The organism is Puerhibacterium puerhi, assembly GCF_009846865.1.
Taxonomy (GTDB): Bacteria; Actinomycetota; Actinomycetes; order Actinomycetales; family Cellulomonadaceae; genus Puerhibacterium; species Puerhibacterium puerhi.
This window is the reverse complement of the sequence record NZ_WUWN01000056.1, coordinates 1-16745: the sequence shown is the minus strand read 5'-3', so window position 1 is coordinate 16745 and position 16745 is coordinate 1. Positions and strand designations below refer to the sequence as shown.

The 16745-nt window shown below is 75.6% G+C and carries 14 protein-coding genes and 1 pseudogene; 5 read left to right on the top strand and 10 right to left on the bottom strand.

Annotation, left to right across the window (positions count from 1 at the left end; translation table 11 throughout):
• Both GSF02_RS17000 and GSF02_RS16995 read left to right on the top strand, forming a co-directional pair.
• Nucleotides 1-626: pseudogene (locus GSF02_RS17000) on the top strand (hypothetical protein); the annotation flags it as partial.
• Nucleotides 627-685: 59 nt separating this feature from the next.
• Nucleotides 686-1516: a siderophore-interacting protein gene (locus GSF02_RS16995; RefSeq protein WP_159798560.1), complete on the top strand. Its 831-nt coding sequence runs from the start codon at nt 686-688 to the stop codon at nt 1514-1516.
• A gap of 21 nt (nt 1517-1537) precedes the next feature.
• On the opposite strand, the gene GSF02_RS16990 is transcribed toward GSF02_RS16995, so the two are convergent.
• Complete coding sequence (locus GSF02_RS16990; protein WP_408003913.1) at nt 1538-3319, bottom strand: phospho-sugar mutase; 1782 nt, start codon at nt 3317-3319, stop codon at nt 1538-1540.
• Nucleotides 3320-3378: 59 nt separating this feature from the next.
• Nucleotides 3379-4239, bottom strand: a complete 861-nt coding sequence (locus tag GSF02_RS16985) for a purine-nucleoside phosphorylase (RefSeq protein WP_159798559.1) — start codon at nt 4237-4239, stop codon at nt 3379-3381.
• 172 nt (nt 4240-4411) lie between these two features.
• Here GSF02_RS16985 and GSF02_RS16980 point away from each other — a divergent pair, with 172 nt between their 5' ends.
• Together GSF02_RS16980 and GSF02_RS16975 are read left to right on the top strand one after the other, a co-directional pair.
• Entirely contained in the window at nt 4412-5791 is a 1380-nt protein-coding gene (locus GSF02_RS16980) for an NAD(P)H-quinone dehydrogenase (protein ID WP_235915656.1), read from the top strand.
• Between the two features lie 64 nt (nt 5792-5855).
• The gene (locus GSF02_RS16975; RefSeq protein ID WP_159798558.1) at nt 5856-6323 is read left to right on the top strand and encodes a hypothetical protein; all 468 of its coding nucleotides are present in this window, start codon (nt 5856-5858) and stop codon (nt 6321-6323) included.
• Nucleotides 6324-6336: 13 nt separating this feature from the next.
• Here the strand turns inward: GSF02_RS16975 and GSF02_RS16970 are convergent, their stop codons facing one another.
• On the bottom strand, nt 6337-6912 hold the full coding sequence (locus GSF02_RS16970; RefSeq protein WP_159798557.1) for an NUDIX domain-containing protein: 576 nt from the start codon (nt 6910-6912) through the stop codon (nt 6337-6339).
• A gap of 245 nt (nt 6913-7157) precedes the next feature.
• On the opposite strand from GSF02_RS16970, the gene GSF02_RS16965 reads away from it, so the two are divergent.
• Nucleotides 7158-8531, top strand: coding sequence for an MFS transporter (locus tag GSF02_RS16965; RefSeq protein ID WP_235915655.1), 1374 nt, complete (start codon nt 7158-7160; stop codon nt 8529-8531).
• 106 nt (nt 8532-8637) lie between these two features.
• On the opposite strand, the gene GSF02_RS16960 is transcribed toward GSF02_RS16965, so the two are convergent.
• The 7 genes from GSF02_RS16960 to GSF02_RS16930 all read right to left on the bottom strand — a co-directional run bounded on the left by GSF02_RS16960 (nt 8638) and on the right by GSF02_RS16930 (nt 16502).
• Nucleotides 8638-10434, bottom strand: coding sequence for an acetyl/propionyl/methylcrotonyl-CoA carboxylase subunit alpha (locus tag GSF02_RS16960; protein ID WP_201308975.1), 1797 nt, complete (start codon nt 10432-10434; stop codon nt 8638-8640).
• 170 nt (nt 10435-10604) lie between these two features.
• Complete coding sequence (locus GSF02_RS16955) at nt 10605-11288, bottom strand: Maf family protein (RefSeq protein ID WP_159798556.1); 684 nt, start codon at nt 11286-11288, stop codon at nt 10605-10607.
• 23 nt (nt 11289-11311) lie between these two features.
• Nucleotides 11312-12238, bottom strand: coding sequence for an AEC family transporter (locus tag GSF02_RS16950; RefSeq protein ID WP_159798555.1), 927 nt, complete (start codon nt 12236-12238; stop codon nt 11312-11314).
• 15 nt (nt 12239-12253) lie between these two features.
• On the bottom strand, nt 12254-13978 hold the full coding sequence (locus GSF02_RS16945; RefSeq protein WP_159798554.1) for a DUF885 domain-containing protein: 1725 nt from the start codon (nt 13976-13978) through the stop codon (nt 12254-12256).
• A 49-nt stretch (nt 13979-14027) separates the two neighbouring features.
• Nucleotides 14028-14294, bottom strand: coding sequence for an acyl-CoA carboxylase epsilon subunit (locus GSF02_RS16940; protein WP_235915654.1), 267 nt, complete (start codon nt 14292-14294; stop codon nt 14028-14030).
• On the bottom strand, nt 14291-14827 hold the full coding sequence (locus GSF02_RS16935; protein ID WP_159798553.1) for a hypothetical protein: 537 nt from the start codon (nt 14825-14827) through the stop codon (nt 14291-14293). Before GSF02_RS16935 ends, GSF02_RS16940 begins: the two co-directional genes overlap by 4 nt.
• 61 nt (nt 14828-14888) lie before the next feature.
• Nucleotides 14889-16502 (bottom strand): acyl-CoA carboxylase subunit beta, encoded by a 1614-nt coding sequence (locus GSF02_RS16930; protein ID WP_159798552.1) that lies wholly within the window; start codon nt 16500-16502, stop codon nt 14889-14891.
• Nucleotides 16503-16745 lie beyond the last annotated feature (243 nt).

Genomic DNA, 16745 nt, shown 5'->3' with positions numbered 1-16745 from the left:
TGGCCCGGCGGCCGGCGCGCGTGGCGGTCGCCCTGCTGGCCGGGGCCGCCGGCGCCGCCCTCGTGCTCGCGGCCCTGGCCGCGGCCGGCGGCTCCGCTGAGGCCGGGGTGGTGAGCCCGGCGACGGGACGGCTCGTGCTCGGGGCCCTGCTGCTCTACGCGGCGTCGGGCACCTGGGCCGACGGCCTGCGGTCGTTCGGCGCCCAGCCGGTGCCCGGCGGCCTGCTGCCGGGCGGTGCACGCTCCGTGCTCGCGCAGCACGCCGTTGTCCCCGCCGCCGCGGCCGTGCTCGCGACGGCCCTGGGTGCCGGCGTCCTGGCGGCCCGCGGCGAGCTCGCGGGCGGCGTGCTGCCGGCCGCGGGCGCCTGGCTGCTGCTGGTGCTGGCGACCCGGGCCTGGGTCTCCGGCGGCACCCTGGTGCCGGCGTCGCTGTTCACCCCGGTGTCCACGCCGATGGGCGACGCCTCCGTGCTCGTGGTGGCGTCCTGGTACGTGCGCGGGTGGCTGCTGCTCGGCGCGGCGGCCTGGCTCGGCGCCCTGCTCGAGGGCGCCGCGGCCGTGCTGGTGCCCGCCGGGACCGCCGCCGTCCTGGCCCTGCTTGCCGCCGAGCGCGCCGACCGGGTCTGAGCCGCCTCGACGGACCGGCTCGCCAGGCACCCCGAGGCGCAGGTTAGGCTCACCTCACCATGACCGACACCGCCTCGCCCGTCGCCCCCGTCCCAGCGCCCGCCGCGCCGCCCCGCCGCAAGGGGGTGCCGCACACCGTCACGGTGGCGGCCAGCCGCCGCCTCACGCCGCACACGGTGCGCGTGACGCTGGCCGGCGACGAGCTGCGCACGCTCGACCCCACGCCGTACACGGACCGCTACGTCAAGCTCGTCATGGCGGAGCCGCAGGAGCCGGAGGGGCGCCCGGTGCTGCGCACGTACACGGTGCGCGCCGTGCGCGACGGCGAGTGGGACGTGGACGTCGTCGTGCACGGCGACGAGGGGTACGGCGGGCCCTGGGCCCTGGGCGTGCAGCCGGGGGAGACGGTGACGTTCCTCGGCCCCGGCGGCGGGTACGCGCCCGACCCGGACGCCGCGTGGCACCTGCTGGTGGGCGACGACTCCGCGCTGCCCGCGGTGGCCGCCGCGCTCGAGGCCATGCCGGCCGACGCCGTCGTCCGGGCCTTCGTGGAGGTGGCGAGCGAGGCCGACCGGCAGGAGCTCGCGACGACGGCGGACACCCGGGTCACGTGGGTCGTGCACGGCACGGGCAGCCTCGAGGACGCCGTCCTGGCGGCCCATGCCCGCGGCGAGCTGCCGGCCGGCGCGCCGCAGGCGTTCCTCCACGGGGAGGCCGGGTGCGTGCGGGTGCTGCGCCGCTGGGCGCGCGCCGAGCTCGGCGTCGCGCCGGAGCAGCTGTCGGCGTCCGGCTACTGGCGCCGCGGCGCCGACGACGAGCGGTGGCGCGCCGAGAAGCGTGCCTGGGTCGCGGCCGTCGCGCAGGACGACGCCGCGCTCGCCGGCGCCTGACCCGCGCGCCGGCGCCGGGCGTCAGAGCCCGAGCGCCCTCGCCAGGTCCTTCTTCACGCGCTCCAGCGCGGCGCGGGCCTCGGCGCGCACCTCGCCGACCGTCTCGTAGGAGGCGCGCGGCCCCACGGGGCGCACCACCTCGAGGTAGCACTTGACCTTGGGCTCGGTGCCGGAGGGGCGCACGACGACACGGGTGTCGTCGGCGGTGAGCAGCACGACGCCGTCGGTGGGCGGCAGGCTGTCGACGCCCGCCGACAGGTCGACGACCTTGGCGACGCCGCTGCCGGCGAGCGTGCGCGGCGGCGACATCCGCAGGCGCTTCATCGTCGCGGCGATCTCGTCGAGGTCGTCGAACCGCGCGGACAGCTGGTCGGTGAGGAACAGCCCGTTCTCGCGGGCGATGTCGTCGAGCTGGTCCACCAGCGAGCGGCCCTCGGCCTTGAGCCGGTTGGCGAGCTGGGCGATCGCGAGCGCGGCGGCCAGGCCGTCCTTGTCGCGCACGTGGCCCGGGTCGACGCAGTAGCCGAGCGCCTCCTCGTAGCCGAACACCAGGTTCGGCGTGCGGGAGATCCACTTGAAGCCCGTCAGGGTCGTGGCGTGCTGGATCCCGTGGCGTGCGGCGATCGCCGACAGCAGCCGGGAGCTGACCACGCTGCTGGCGAGCACGGCGCGGTGGTGCCCCGAGGCAGCCGCCGCGGCCTCCTGGCCCAGCAGGGCGCCGACCTCGTCGCCGTGCAGCATCCGCCAGCCCTGGGAGCTGGCCGACTCGACGCCCTGGTAGGTGCCGAGCCGGCGGTCGAGCACCGCGACGGCGCAGCGGTCGGCGTCCGGGTCGTTGGCGAGCACCAGGTCGGCGTCGCTCTCCTGGGCCAGCGCGATCGCCATGTCGATCGCGCCCTTCTCCTCCGGGTTCGGGAACGTCACCGTGGGGAAGTCGGGGTCGGGCTGCAGCTGCTCCTCGACGGGGACGACGTCGGTGAACCCGGCGTCGCGCAGCACGCGGGCCAGCACGCGCCCGCCCACGCCGTGCAGCGACGTCGTGACGATGCGGATGCGGCGCGGCGCGCCGTCGTTGAGCGTGCCCACGGCGGCGAGGTAGTCGTCGACGACCTCGCGGCCCAGCACCGTCCAGCCCTCGGCGGCGCGCGGCACCCCGGAGGCCGGGCCGACCGCGGCGATCTGCTCGGCGATCCGGGCGTCGTACGGCGGCACGATCTGCGCGCCCCGGCCGGCGTCGGTCACGACGCGGCCGCCCAGGTAGACCTTGTAGCCGTTGTCCTGCGCCGGGTTGTGCGACGCCGTGACCATGACGCCCGCGTCCGTGTCCAGGTGGCGCACCGCGTACGCCAGCACGGGCGTCGGCAGCGGCGCGGGCAGCATCAGCACCTCGATGCCCTGCGCCGTCATCACCTCCGCGGTGTCCCGGGCGAAGTCGGCCGAGCGGTACCGCGCGTCGTAGCCCACGACGACGCGGGGCGTCGCGCCGCGCCCGAGCGCCTCGAGCAGGTAGCGGCCCAGGCCGGCCGCGGCCGTCGTCACGACGGCGCGGTTCATCCGGTTCGGGCCGGCGGCCATCTCGCCGCGCAGGCCCGCGGTGCCGAACTGCAGCGAGCCGGCGAACCGGTCGCGCAGCTCGAGGACGTCGTCGGCGGACTCCTGCCCGCCGGCGGAGGCGCGGGCGATGAGCGCGCGCAGCTCCGCGCGGTCCTCGTCGTCGACGTCGTGCCGCACCCAGTCCTCGGCCTCGGCCAGCAGGGTGCGCAGGCCGGAGCCCCAGAACTCGTCGGCGTCGTCGTACGGCACGTCGGCCGCGGGGTCGTGCGACACGGGACCTACCTCCAGGTGGTGAGCGGACGCCGGGCTCAGACGAGCTTGACGACGCGGGCGAGCAGGTCGCTGATCACGGGCCCGGCCTTCGCGCCCGCCTCGAGCACCTCCTCGTGCGACAGGGGCTGCGGGCTGACGCCGGCGGCGAGGTTCGTCACCAGCGACATGCCCAGCACCTCCATGCCGCAGTGCCGGGCCGCGATCGCCTCGAGGCCCGTCGACATGCCGACGAGGTCGGCGCCCATGATGCCCGCCATGCGCACCTCGGCGGGGGTCTCGTAGTGCGGCCCGCGGAACTGCGCGTACACGCCCTCGGGCAGCGTCGGGTCGACCTGGCGGGCCAGGTCGCGCAGCCGCGGGGTGTACAGGTCCGTGAGGTCGACGAACGTGGGGCCCTCGAGCGGCGAGGCGCCGGTCAGGCTGATGTGGTCCTTGATGAGCACGACCTGGCCGGGGTGCCAGGACACGTGCAGGCCGCCGCAGCCGTTCGTCAGGACGACGGTCTGGCAGCCGGTGGCGGCGGCGGTGCGCACGCCGTGCGCGACGCGGCGCACGCCGCGGCCCTCGTACAGGTGGGTGCGCGAGCCGAGCACCAGCACCTGGCGCGTCGAGCCGTCGGCCCGCTCCACGCGGATCGAGCGGGTGGTGGCCACGTGGCCCGCCACGGCCGGCTTGGAGAAGCCGGGGATCTCCTCGGTGGGGATCTCCGCCACGACCTCGCCGAGCAGCTCGGCGGCGCCGCCCCACCCGGAGCCCAGCACGAGGGCGATGTCGTGCCCGGCCACGCCCGTCGCCTCGGCGATGTGCTCGGCCGCCGCGCGGGCGACGTCGAAGGGGTCGGTCGAGGGGTCGTCGATGTCGGGCACGAGACCCGTGACGGTGCTGCTGGAGGCCATGGTCCGAGGCTATCCGACGGCCTGGGAGAATGGCGCCGTGCCGAACGAGAACACCGCCACCGAAGTCGCCTCGTCCGCCCCGCTCCTCGCCCCGCCGGCCGGCGCGGCGAGCACCCCGGCCACCGCGGGGGAGGCCGCCGTCCGCAGCGCCCGCGAGGGCCAGCGTGTCGTCGTGCTCGGCGGCGGCCCCGGCGGGTACGAGGCCGCGCTCGTCGCGCGCCGCCTCGGGGCCGACGTCACGGTGGTCGAGCGGCAGGGGCTCGGCGGCGCGGCGGTGCTCACCGACGTCGTGCCGTCCAAGACGCTGATCGCCACCGCCGAGTGGCTGACGATCGCCGAGCGCGCGCCCGAGCTGGGCATCCGCACCGGCGGCGAGGCCCCCGCGGTGGACCTCGAGGCCGTCAACGCGCGCGTGCTGGCGCTCGCGGCGGCGCAGTCGGCCGACATCCGCGCGCGCCTCGAGCGCGAGGGCGTCGAGCTGGTGGCCGGCACGGGCCGCCTGGACGGGCCGTCGCGCGTGGTCGTGGCGCCCGAGGGTGGCGCGCGCGAGGTCACCCTGGAGGCCGACACGGTGCTCGTGGCCACCGGCGCCACCCCGCGCACCCTGCCGACGGCGCAGCCCGACGGCGAGCGGATCCTCACCTGGACCCAGCTGTACCGGCTGGACGCCCTGCCCGAGCGGCTGATCGTGGTGGGCTCGGGCGTCACCGGCGCGGAGTTCGCGGGGGCGTACCAGGCGCTCGGCTCCGACGTCGTGCTCGTCTCCTCGCGCGACCGGGTGCTGCCCGGCGAGGACGAGGACGCCGCCGAGCTGCTCGAGGGCGTGTTCCGCGGCCGCGGCATGACGGTGATGTCGCGCTCGCGGGCCCAGTCCGCCGAGCGCACCGCCGACGGCGTGGCCGTCACGCTCGCCGACGGACGCGTAATCGAGGGCTCGCACGTGCTGATCGCCGTCGGCGCGGTGCCGAGCACCCGCGGGATCGGCCTGGAGGAGGCCGGCGTGGCCCTGAGCGAGAGCGGCCACGTGCAGGTCGACCGGGTCTCGCGGACCACCGCCCGCGGCGTCTACGCGGCCGGCGACTGCACCGGCGTGCTCCCGCTGGCCTCCGTGGCCGCCATGCAGGGCCGGCTCGCCATGTCGCACGCCCTGGGCGACGCCGTCGCCCCGCTGCGGCTCGGCACCGTGGCGGCGAACATCTTCACCGCGCCGGAGATCGCCACCGTGGGCTACAGCGAGCGGCGCCTGCAGGAGCAGGGCTCGCGCTACGTCACGACGACGCTGCCGCTGGCGCGCAACCCGCGCGCCAAGATGCTCGGCATGCGCGACGGGTTCGTGAAGCTGTTCGCCCACCCCGAGGCCGGCGTGGTGCTCGGCGGCGTCGTGGTGGCGCCGCGGGCCAGCGAGCTCGTCTTCCCGATCACGCTCGCGGTCGCGCACCGGCTCACCGTCGACGACGTCGCCGACTCGTTCACGGTCTACCCGTCGCTGTCCGGGTCGATCGCGGAGGGCGCGCGCGTGCTGCACGCGCGCGACCGCGAGCGCGTGGTCTGACGCATGGTCTGACCGGCGCGCCGCCCGGGCCGCGCGCCGCCGCCGGCGGGCATAGCGTGGGACCGTGCACGTGCGACTCACCCCCGCGGAGGGGATGGCCCTGGCCCAGATCGCCGGCGTGGAGGTCCCGCCGGCCGTCACCTCGGTGACGGCGGAGGGCGGCGTCGTGCGCGTCGTGGCCGACCTGCGCAAGCTCGACGAGCTGCCCTCGGCGCTGAAGCTCGCCGTGAAGGTCGCGCCGATCGTGCGCGCCGAGGTGCGGATCCTGTCGTACGCCGAGGGCCGGGCGACCCTCGGCGTCGAGGTGAACGCCGCCCGGCTGCCCGCGCACAAGCTGCTGGGCCTGCTGTCCGAGCCGATCGAGCACCAGCTCGTCAAGCAGGGCCTGCCCGCCGGCGCCGTGGACGTGCGGCACGACGCGACCGTCGTCGTCGACGTCGAGCGGCTGCTGGCGGAGAAGGCGCCGGGGGTCGACGTGACGCGCCTGGCCGTCGACGACGACGAGATCGTCGTCGACGCGTCGGTCTCCTAGGCGCTCTCCTCGGCTAGGCGCTCTCCTCGGCGGCGCCGTCCTCGGCGGCGCCGTCCTCGGCGGCGGCACCACCCGCTGCGGCCGCCGCGCCGTCGAGCATCGTCAGCAGCCGCGGCAGGGCCGCGGCGAACGCGGGCAGCAGCGGCAGCGAGCCCAGCTCGGCGAGCGGCACCCAGCGCACCTCGAGGCTCTCCGGGTCGGTGGCCGACGGCGTGACGGACGCGCCCGGGGCGACCTCGCCCACCACCGTCGTGTACGCCCACGGGCCGTGGTCGAGCACGTGGGTGGCGCGCACGACGACGTCGGCCGGGTCGACGCCCGCCTCCTCGCGCGTCTCGCGCAGCGCCCCGGCGACGGCATCCTCCGACGGGTCGAGCGCCCCGCCGGGCACGCCCCACGTGCCGCCCTGGTCCGACCAGAGCGCCCGGTGCTGCAGGACGACGTCGGTCACCGCGCCCGCGGTGTCGCGGCGCGCCAGGAGCAGCCCGGCGGCGCCGTACAGCCCCCAGTGCCGGTGGTCGCCGCACTCCACCCAGCCGTCCCCGGCATGGCGGTGCAGGCCGTCGCGGGGCGGAAAAGGGGTGGGCACCCGGCCAGGCTACCGCCGAGGATGGTCGGACGGCGTCGCGGCCGAACGGCGCGACCGATGAGTCCGGCCGCCGCGCGGAGTCGACCGACACGATGCCGCGGCAGCACGCCGCGCACGAACGCCGCGCCCGTCGGGCGCGGCGCGCCGGACCCGACGACGCCGGACCCGACGACGCCGGACCCGACGACGCCGGACCTGACGGCCCGGCACCCGACCCCGAGAGGGACAGCCCGATGGAGCGCGACATGGACGCACCGAACGCCGCGACCGATCCCGCCGCCGACACCACGACCGGTGCGCCGAGCACGCACGCCGCGATGCCCGGCTGGAAGCGGAACGTCTCGCTGTTCCTCACCGGCCAGACCGTCTCGCTGCTGGGGTCGATGATCGTCCAGTACGCCGTGATGTGGCACCTGACCATCGAGACCCGCTCGGGCTCGGTGCTGATGCTCAGCATCGTGTTCGGCATGCTGCCGCAGGCGTTCGTCTCGATCTTCGGCGGGGTCTGGGCCGACCGGCACTCCCGCAAGCTGCTGATCATGGGCGCCGACACGGCGATCGCCGTCATCACGCTGGGCCTGGCCCTGCTCATGGTCTCCGGCGTCGACGACCTGTGGATCATCTACCTCGCGCTCGCGGTGCGCTCCACGTTCGCCGGGATCCAGACCCCGGCCGTGAGCGCGCTGATCCCGCAGATCGTGCCGACCGACCAGCTCATCCGGATCAACGGCGTCTTCCAGTCGATCCAGTCCGGGATGATGCTGCTGGCGCCCGTCGTGGCCGCCGCGATCTACGCCAGCTTCGACATCGTCGCGGTGTTCTTCGTCGACGTGGTCACCGCGCTGGTCGGGGTGGGGCTGCTGCTGGCCGTCGCCGTGCCGCGGATCGTGCGGTCCGACGAGGGCCCGGTGAGCTACTTCGGCGACCTCGCCGCGGGCGTGCGGTACATCGCCGGGCACGGGCCGGTGAAGTGGCTCATGACCCTGTTCGCCGTGACCATGGTGCTCGTCGGGGCGCCGTCGTACCTCACGCCCCTCATGGTGACGCGCACGTTCGGCCAGGAGGTCTGGAAGCTCACCGCCAACGAGATCTTCTGGGCGGTCGGCATGCTCGCCGGGGGCCTGGCGATCGCCGCCGTCGGCACGCGGATCACCAACCGCATCGCGCTGATCACGGGCACGGTGCTGGCTGCCGGCGTGCTGACCGCCGGGCTCGGGGTGTCCACGAACATGTGGGTGTTCTTCGCGCTCGGCCTGGGGGTCGGCGTGACGTTCTCGCTGATGTCGGCGCCGAGCATGGCGATCCTGCAGGAGACCGTCGAGCCGGAGATGCAGGGGCGCGTCTTCGGGTTCGTCGGCATCGTGATGACCGTCGCGATGCCGCTGAGCATGGTGGTGTTCGGCCCGCTGGCCGACCGGTTCTCGGTGGAGTCGCTGCTGGTGGTCGCCGGGGGGCTGCTCGTGGCGTTCATCGCCGGCGTGCTCGCCGTGCCGTCCGCGCGCCGGTCGCTGGCCGAGGTGTCGCGGCCCGCCGCGCCGCCGGAGGGTGGCGAGGGCGGCGACGAGGGTGGCGGGGGCGTGGCCGGCGGCGAGGCCGTCCGGGACGCCGCCCAGGCCTAGCCGCGCGCGACGCGCGCCACCGGACGAATCCGGGTCCCTGGCGGTCCGAGGCAGACCCCTCTGTCTCGGACCGCCAGGGACCCGGAACGGTCCTGCAGGGCGGGCGTCAGTCGACGATGTCGCAGATCGGCGCGCCGGCGGTGACGCCGTCGCCCGGGGCGAGGGACAGCGCCCGCACCGTGCCGGCGCGGTGCGCGACCAGCGGCTGCTCCATCTTCATGGCCTCGAGCACGACGACGAGGTCGCCCTCGGCCACCTGCGCGCCGTCCTCGACGGCCACCTTGACGATGGTGCCCTGCATGGGCGAGGTCAGCGTGATCCCGTTGCCGCCGTTCGTGCGCGCGGCGGCCCGGCGCCCGGGCCGGCGGGCGGCGCCGCCGCGGGCGTTGGCCTGGCGGGCGCGGCCCGCGGCCACGCCGAGGCCGGCCGGGAGCACGACCTCGAGGCGGCGGCCGCCGACCTCGACGACGACGCGCTCGGCCTGCGGCTGCAGCTCCTCGTCCTCCGGCTCGGCCACGGCCGGGGCGGCCGGCGCGAGGGTGGCCAGGGTGTCGGCGAAGTCGGTCTCGATCCAGCGGGTGTGCACCCGGAACGCGTCGCCGTCGGCCGGGACGAAGTCCTCGGCCTCGAGCACGGCGCGGTGGAACGGCACCACCGTGGGGATGCCCTGCACGTCGAGCTCGCGCAGCGCGCGGCGGGCGCGCTCCACGGCCTGCTGCCGGGTGGCGCCGGTGACCACGAGCTTGGCGATCATCGAGTCGAACGCGCCGGAGACGGTGTCGCCCTCGACCACGCCGGTGTCGACCCGCACGCCCGGGCCGGACGGCCAGCGCAGCGTGGTGATCCTGCCGGGGGAGGGCAGGAACCCGGCGGCCGGGTCCTCGCCGTTGATGCGGAACTCCAGGGAGTGGCCGCGGACGTCGGTGGTGTCGTAGCCGAGCGGCTCGCCGTCGGCGATGCGCAGCTGCTCGCGCACCAGGTCGATGCCGGTGACCTCCTCGCTGACCGGGTGCTCCACCTGCAGGCGGGTGTTGACCTCGAGGAACGAGATGGTGCCGTCCTGGCCCACGAGGAACTCGCAGGTGCCCGCGCCGACGTAGCCGGCCTCGGTGAGGATGGCGCGCGAGGCGCGGTCGAGCGCCGCTTCCTGCTCGGGGGTGAGGAACGGCGCGGGCGCCTCCTCGACGAGCTTCTGGTGGCGCCGCTGCAGCGAGCAGTCGCGGGTGGAGACGACCACGACGTTGCCGTGGGTGTCCGCGAGGCACTGGGTCTCGACGTGCCGCGGGCGGTCGAGGTAGCGCTCGACGAAGCACTCGCCGCGCCCGAACGCCGCCACGGCCTCGCGCACGGCGGACTCGTACAGCTCGTCGATCTCCTCGGCGGTGCGGGCGACCTTGAGGCCGCGGCCGCCGCCGCCGAACGCCGCCTTGATGGCGATGGGCAGGCCGTGCTCGGCGGCGAACGCGCGCACCTCGGCGGCGTCCTGGACCGGGTCGGCGGTGCCGGGCACGAGGGGCGCGCCGGCGCGCTGGGCGATGTGCCGCGCGCTCACCTTGTCGCCGAGCGCCTCGATCGCCGCCGGCGGCGGGCCGATCCACACCAGACCGGCGTCGATGACGGCCTGGGCGAACTGCGCGTTCTCCGACAGGAACCCGTAGCCGGGGTGCACCGCGTCGGCGCCGGAGCGACGGGCGACGTCGATCAGCTTGGCGATGTCGAGGTAGGTGTCCTGGGCCCGGGCGCCGCCCAGGGCGAACGCCTCGTCGGCCAGGCGGACGTGCAGCGCCTCGCGGTCGGGGTCGGCGTAGACCGCGACGGACGCGATGCCGGCGTCGGCGCACGCGCGCGCGACCCGGACCGCGATCTCCCCGCGGTTGGCGATGAGGACCTTGGTGATGGGCACGGCTCACCGTAACGCGGGCCGAGCGTTGCTCAGGGCAGGTGTCGGGGGGCCGGGGCGAAGTCTGTACGGGGTGCCAAGCGTGCTCGGGGGCGTCTGTAGGGATCCCACATGGCGGGCGCGCCGGGAGGGCTCCCGGTGCCGCCTGCGTTGCGGGTTCCCACAGTCGGCGGTCAGCCGCGCAGCGCGCGGAACGGGACGCCGATCTCCCCGAGCAGCTCGCGCAGCAGCGGCAGGCTCAGCCCGACCACGCCGTGGTGGTCGCCCTCGACCCGCTCGACGTACGGCCCGCCGAGGCCGTCGATGGTGAACGCGCCGGCCACGTGCAGCGGCTCGCCGGTGGCGACGTAGGCGTCGATCTCCGCGTCGTCGAGGTCGGCGAAGTGCACGGTGGTGGACGACGTCGCGCCCAGGGTCGCGCCGGTGCCGTCGGCGTCGGTGTCGCGCAGGTCCACCAGCCAGTGGCCGGTGTGCAGCACGGCCGCCCGGCCGCGCATGGCGCGCCAGCGGGCGCGGGCCTCGTCGGCGTCGGCGGGCTTGCCCACCACCTCGCCGTCGATCTCGAGCATCGAGTCGCAGCCCAGCACGACCGCGTCGGCCACCTGCGCGCCGATCATGTCTGCCACGGCCTCCTCGTCCTCCAGGCGCCGCGCCACGTCCTCGGCCTTCGCCTGGGCGAGCACGAGCACCTGGTCGGCTGCCTCGAGCTCGCCGTGCCGCTGCGCCGCGTCGGCGAGGACCGCCGGCTCGTCCACGCGCGAGACGACGACCGTCGGTTCCACCCCGGCGGCGCGCAGCGTCGTCAGGCGGGCGGGGGACTGGGAGGCGAGGACCACGTGGACCTGGGGCTCGGGCACGAGGGAACCCTAACCCGTGGTCCCTACCCGTCACCCAGCAGCAGGGCGGCCGCGAACAGCACCACGGGGGAGGCGATCGTCGTCACGAGGATGACGTCCCGGGCGAGGATCTCGCCGCGGCGGAACCGCGACGCGTAGTTGAAGACGTTCTGCGCCGTGGGCAGGCCCGCGAGGACGACGGCGGCGAGCACCTCGTCGTCGTCGAGCCGGAACGCGTAGCGCGCGAGCAGGTACGCCACCGCCGGCATGACGACGGCCTTGATCGCGGCGGCGACGCCCGCCGCGGCGCGGGACGACCCGCGCCGCAGCGGGCGCGACCCGTGCAGGGACATGCCGAAGGCCATGAGCATCATCGGGATCGCGGCCCCGCCGAGGATGTCCAGCGGCGCGAGCACCGGGGCCGGCACCGTCCAGCCGGCGGCGGACACGACGGCGCCCGCGACCGACCCGAGGATGATCGGGTTGCGCACCGGCTGGGCGAGCACCAGGCGCGCCGAGAGCCGCCCGGTGGTCTGCGCGTCCAGCACCAGGAGGGTCAGCGGCGCGAAGACCAGCAGCTGCAGCAGGATCAGCGGCACCACGGCGCGCGGGTCGTCCAGCACGTACACCGCCACGGGCAGGCCGATGTTGTTGGCGTTGACGTACCCGGCCGACACCGCCCCGACCGTCGCCTCGGACGCCGACAGCCGCAGCCACACCGCGTTGACGAGCAGGAACAGCCCCGCGACGATCACCGCGGCCGCGGCCTGCACCAGCAGCGGCCCGTGGAGCAGCTCGGCGAGGTCGGCGTCGGCGATGACCGTGAACAGCAGCGCGGGGCTGGCCACGAAGAACGCGATGCGGTTCAGCGCGAGCTGCGCGCCGTCGCCGCCGATGCGCAGCCGGGCGCAGACGTACCCGGCCGCGATCACCACGGCGATGATGGCGAACCCGGTGAGGATGCCCTCCATGCTCCGCGGGCGCGGTCAGCCGCGGGGCGCGTCGGCGAGCGCCTCGCGCAGCACGTCCAGGCCCACCGAGCCGAGCGCCAGCGCCCGGGCGTGGAACGCCTTGGCGTCGAACGCCTCGCCGCGCGCCGCGGCGGCGGCCTTCGCGTCGTCGCGCACCTGCTCCCACAGCCGCTGGCCCACCTTGTACGACGGGGCCTGGCCCGGCCAGCCGAGGTAGCGGTTGTACTCGAACCGCACGAAGCCCTCGGCCATGTTGACGTTGGCCTTCAGGAACGGCCACGCCTTGGCGGCGTCCCAGGTGCCGCCGCCCCAGCGCTCCGGGGCGGGCAGGCCCAGGTGCACGCCGATGTCGAACACGACGCGGGCGGCGCGCATCCGCTGGGCGTCGAGCATGCCGAGCCGGTCGCCGGGGTCGTCGAGGTAGCCCAGGTCGTCCATGAGCCGCTCGGCGTACAGCGCCCAGCCCTCGCCGTGCCCGGAGACCCAGCAGGCCAGGCGGCGCCAGGAGTTGAGGGTGTCGCGGGCGACGACGGCCTCGGCGCACTGCAGGTGGTGGCCCGGCACGCCCTCGTGGTAGACGGTGGTGCGCTCGCGCCAGGTGCTGAACCGGGTGACCTCCGGCGGCACGGACCACCACATGCGGCCCGGGCGGGAGAAGTCGTCGCTCGGCGGGGTGTAGTAGATCCCGCCGGTCTGGGTGGGCGCGATCATGCACTCGATGGTGCGCACCGGGCCGGTGATGTCGAAGTGCACGCCGTCGAGGTCCTCGATCGCCTTGTCGGCGGTCTCCTGCATCCAGGCGCGCAGCGCGTCGGTGCCGTGCAGCTGGTAGCGCGGGTCGGCGTCGAGCACGGCGACGGCGTCCTCCACCGTGGCGCCCGGGCCGGCGATCTCGCGGGCCACCGCTGTCTGCTCGGCCACGACCCGCTCGAGCTCCTCCAGGCCCCAGGCGTAGGTCTCGTCCAGGTCGACGGTGGCGCCGAGGAACTGGCGGGAGAACAGGGCGTAGCGCTCGCGGCCTGCCGCGTCGGCCTCCGGCGCCCGCGGCGCGAGGTCGGTCTCGAGGAACGTGGCGAGCCGGGCGTAGGCCTCCCGCGCGGCGGCGGCGCCGTGCTCGAGCTCCTTGCGCACCAGGCTGCACGAGGCGGACTCGTCGAGCACCGCGGCCGCGTCCTTCCCGCGCACCAGCGCGGTGAAGAACGAGTCCGGCCCCGCCAGCTCGCGCGCCTGCGCCACCCCCTCGCGCACCTGCCGGATCGGCGCCACCCGGCCGCGGCGCGCGGCCTCGGTCAGCGAGGCGAGGTAGCCGTCGACGGCGCCCGGCAGGGCGTTCAGCCGGGCCGCGACGTTCTCCCAGGCCTCCACGGTGCCGGTGGGCATGACGTCGAAGACGTCGCGCAGCTCCTGCACGGGCGAGGCGATGTTGTTCAGGCTCGCGAGCGGCTCGCCCGCCTCGTACAGCTCGACGGACAGGCCCAGGCGCTCGCGCATGGCGGCCAGGGTGACGCGGTCGACGTCGTCGGCCGGCTCGAGGGCGGCGAGCTCGCGCAGCGTGGCGCGGTCGGCCTCGGCCCGCGCCGCGTGCCCCTCGGGCGACAGGTCCGTCATGAGGTGGTCGTAGCCCGGCAGGCCCATCGCGGTGGCGCCGAGCGGGTCGAGCGCGGCGATCCGCCGGACGTGGGCGTCGGCGACGGCGTCGACGGGGGTGGGGGTGCGCGGTGCGGAGCCGGGAGTCGTCACGCCGCGAGCCTAGCCCGGCCGCCCCGCGCGGCACGTGAGGCCCGGCAGCTCAGCTGCGCAGGCTCCAGCGCCAGGAGTCGGCGTTGTGCCGCCCCGAGCGCCCGCCGAAGTTCTTCGCCGTCGCCCCGTTGCCGCGCACCGTGCGGGCGCGGTTGGTCCACTCGTCGATCGGCGCGACGTCGTCGGGCAGCCCGGTGGCGGACACCACGGCCGCCAGCCCGGCGACCAGCGCCGCGACCTCGACCTCGTCGGGCTCGCCGCGCACGATGCGCACCGCGTGCGGCGCGGCGCCGGGACCCGTCTGCTGCTCGCTCACTCGTCGTCCTCGTCGTCGTCCCCGAAGGCCGGCGCGCCGCCGCGGGAGGCGGCCCACTCCACGACCTCGTACCCGCCCTCGGCCAGCCGGTTGGTGGCCTGTTCGCCGGCCTCGTCGAGCAGGTCGATGACGCCGTCGATCGTCATGTCCGCGCCGCCCGGCGGCACGGCCACCACGAACCCGAGGTAGAACGCCTCGGCCGGCTCGGCGCCCTCGGGCAGCTCGTGCGCGTGCTCGTGCTCCTCCTCGTCGTCCTCCGGCTCCCACACCGAGCTGGTGAGGTCGGGGTGCATGCCCAGGGCGTCGTGCAGCGCGTCGAACAGGGTGGCGTTGAGGTGGCCGATCCGGTTCTCCAGCGCCAGGACGCGCGGGTCCTCGTCGGCCTCGGCCGCGCCGAACTCGGCGCGGACCCCGACGGCGGTGCCCACGTACTCGTGCAGCGCGGCGGCGAGCGCGTCGACCGCGCGGTGCATCGGCTCGGGGTCGACGGCGCCCAGCGGGGCCGGGCCGTGCGTGGCGTCCTCGTGGCTCATGCGGGCGATTGTCCCTCAGCGTGGTGCTCGACGGTGACTGCGGTCGCGGGGGTCGCAGGGGTCACAGCGGGATGTTGCCGTGCTTCTTGGGCGGCAGGCTGGCCCGCTTGGTGCGCAGCGCCCGCAGCGCACGCACCACCTGCACGCGCGTCTCCGACGGGCGGATGACCGCGTCGACGTAGCCGCGCTCGGCGGCGTCCCACGGGTTGACGATCGCCTCCTCGTACTCGGCGGTCAGCCGCGCGCGCTCCGCCTCGACGTCCCCGCCCGCCTTCTCGACCTCGGCCAGCGCCCGGCGCTGCAGGATGTTCACCGCGCCGCCGGCGCCCATGACCGCCACCTGCGCCGTCGGCCAGGCGAGGTTGACGTCCGCGCCGAGCTGCTTGGAGCCCATGACGATGTACGCCCCGCCGTAGGCCTTGCGGGTGATCACGGTGACCAGCGGCACCGTCGCCTCGGCGTAGGCGTAGATGAGCTTGGCGCCGCGCCGGATGATGCCCTGGTGCTCCTGCCCGACGCCGGGCAGGAAGCCCGGCACGTCGACGAAGGTCAGCACGGGGATGTTGAACGCGTCGCAGGTGCGCACGAAGCGGGCAGCCTTCTCCGCGGCGTCGATGTCCAGGGTGCCGGCCATCGACATCGGCTGGTTGGCGATGATGCCCACCGCCTGACCCTCGACGTGACCGAAGCCGACCAGCACGTTGGTGGCGAACAGCGGCTGCACCTCGAGGAACGACTCGGGGTCCAGCACCGTCTCGACCACCGTGCGCATGTCGTACGGCTGGTTGTCGGAGTCCGGCACCAGCGTGTCGAGCGCCTCGTCGTCCTCGGTCACCTCGAGCGGGGTGTCCTCGGGCGGGAACGCCGGCGGGTCGGACAGGTTGTTCTGCGGCAGGTAGCCCAGCAGGTGGCGCACGTAGTCGATGGCGTCGTCCTCGTCGTCGGCCATGTAGTGCGCGACGCCGGACTTCTCGTTGTGCGTGCGGGCCCCGCCGAGGGTCTCGAAGTCGACGTCCTCGCCGGTGACCGCGCGGATGACGTCCGGGCCCGTGATGAACATGTTCGCGGTGCCGTCGGCCATGACGATGAAGTCGGTCAGCGCGGGCGAGTACACGGCGCCGCCGGCGCTGGGGCCGAGGATGAGCGAGATCTGCGGCACGACGCCGGAGGCGGCGACGTTGCGCCGGAACATCTCCGCGAACTGGGTCAGCGCGGCCACGCCCTCCTGGATGCGGGCGCCGCCGCCGTCGGAGATGCCGATGATCGGCACGCCGGTGCGCAGCGCCAGGTCCTGCACCTTGGCGATCTTCTGCCCGTGCACCTCGCCCAGCGACCCGCCGAACACGGTGAAGTCCTGGCTGAACACGCACACCTGGCGGCCGTCGACGGTGCCGTAGCCGGTGACGACGCCGTCGCCGGCGACGCGCTTGGCGTCCAGCCCGAAGTTGCGGCTGCGGTGCACCGCCAGCGCGTCGAGCTCCACGAACGAGCCCGGGTCCAGCAGCGCCTCGATGCGCTCGCGGGCCGTGCGCTTGCCGCGCGCGTGCTGCTTGGCCTGCGCGGCGGCCTCCGGCTCGGTGACGGCCGCGGCGCGGCGGCGCTCCAGGTCGGCCAGCTTCGCCGCCGTCCCGGTCGTGGGCGCGGCGGCGAGGGTGTCGGTGGTGGCGTCGTTCACGCAGGCGAGCCTAGTTGGAGCACCTGCACAGTTCGATGCGCGGCAGGACGCGTGGCGCGGGTGTTCTTTGGTGGGTCTCCACAACGCCGGCCCGCTCCCGGCGCCGCCGTGGGCCCCGGCGCCGCCGTCGGCCGCGTCGCCGCCGTCGGCCGCATCGCCGCCGCCGGCGCGGGGGCGGCGCGCGGCTGGGCGAGGATGGTCCGGTGACCGAGCCCGCGAACCACGCCGCGCCCGCCGGACGTG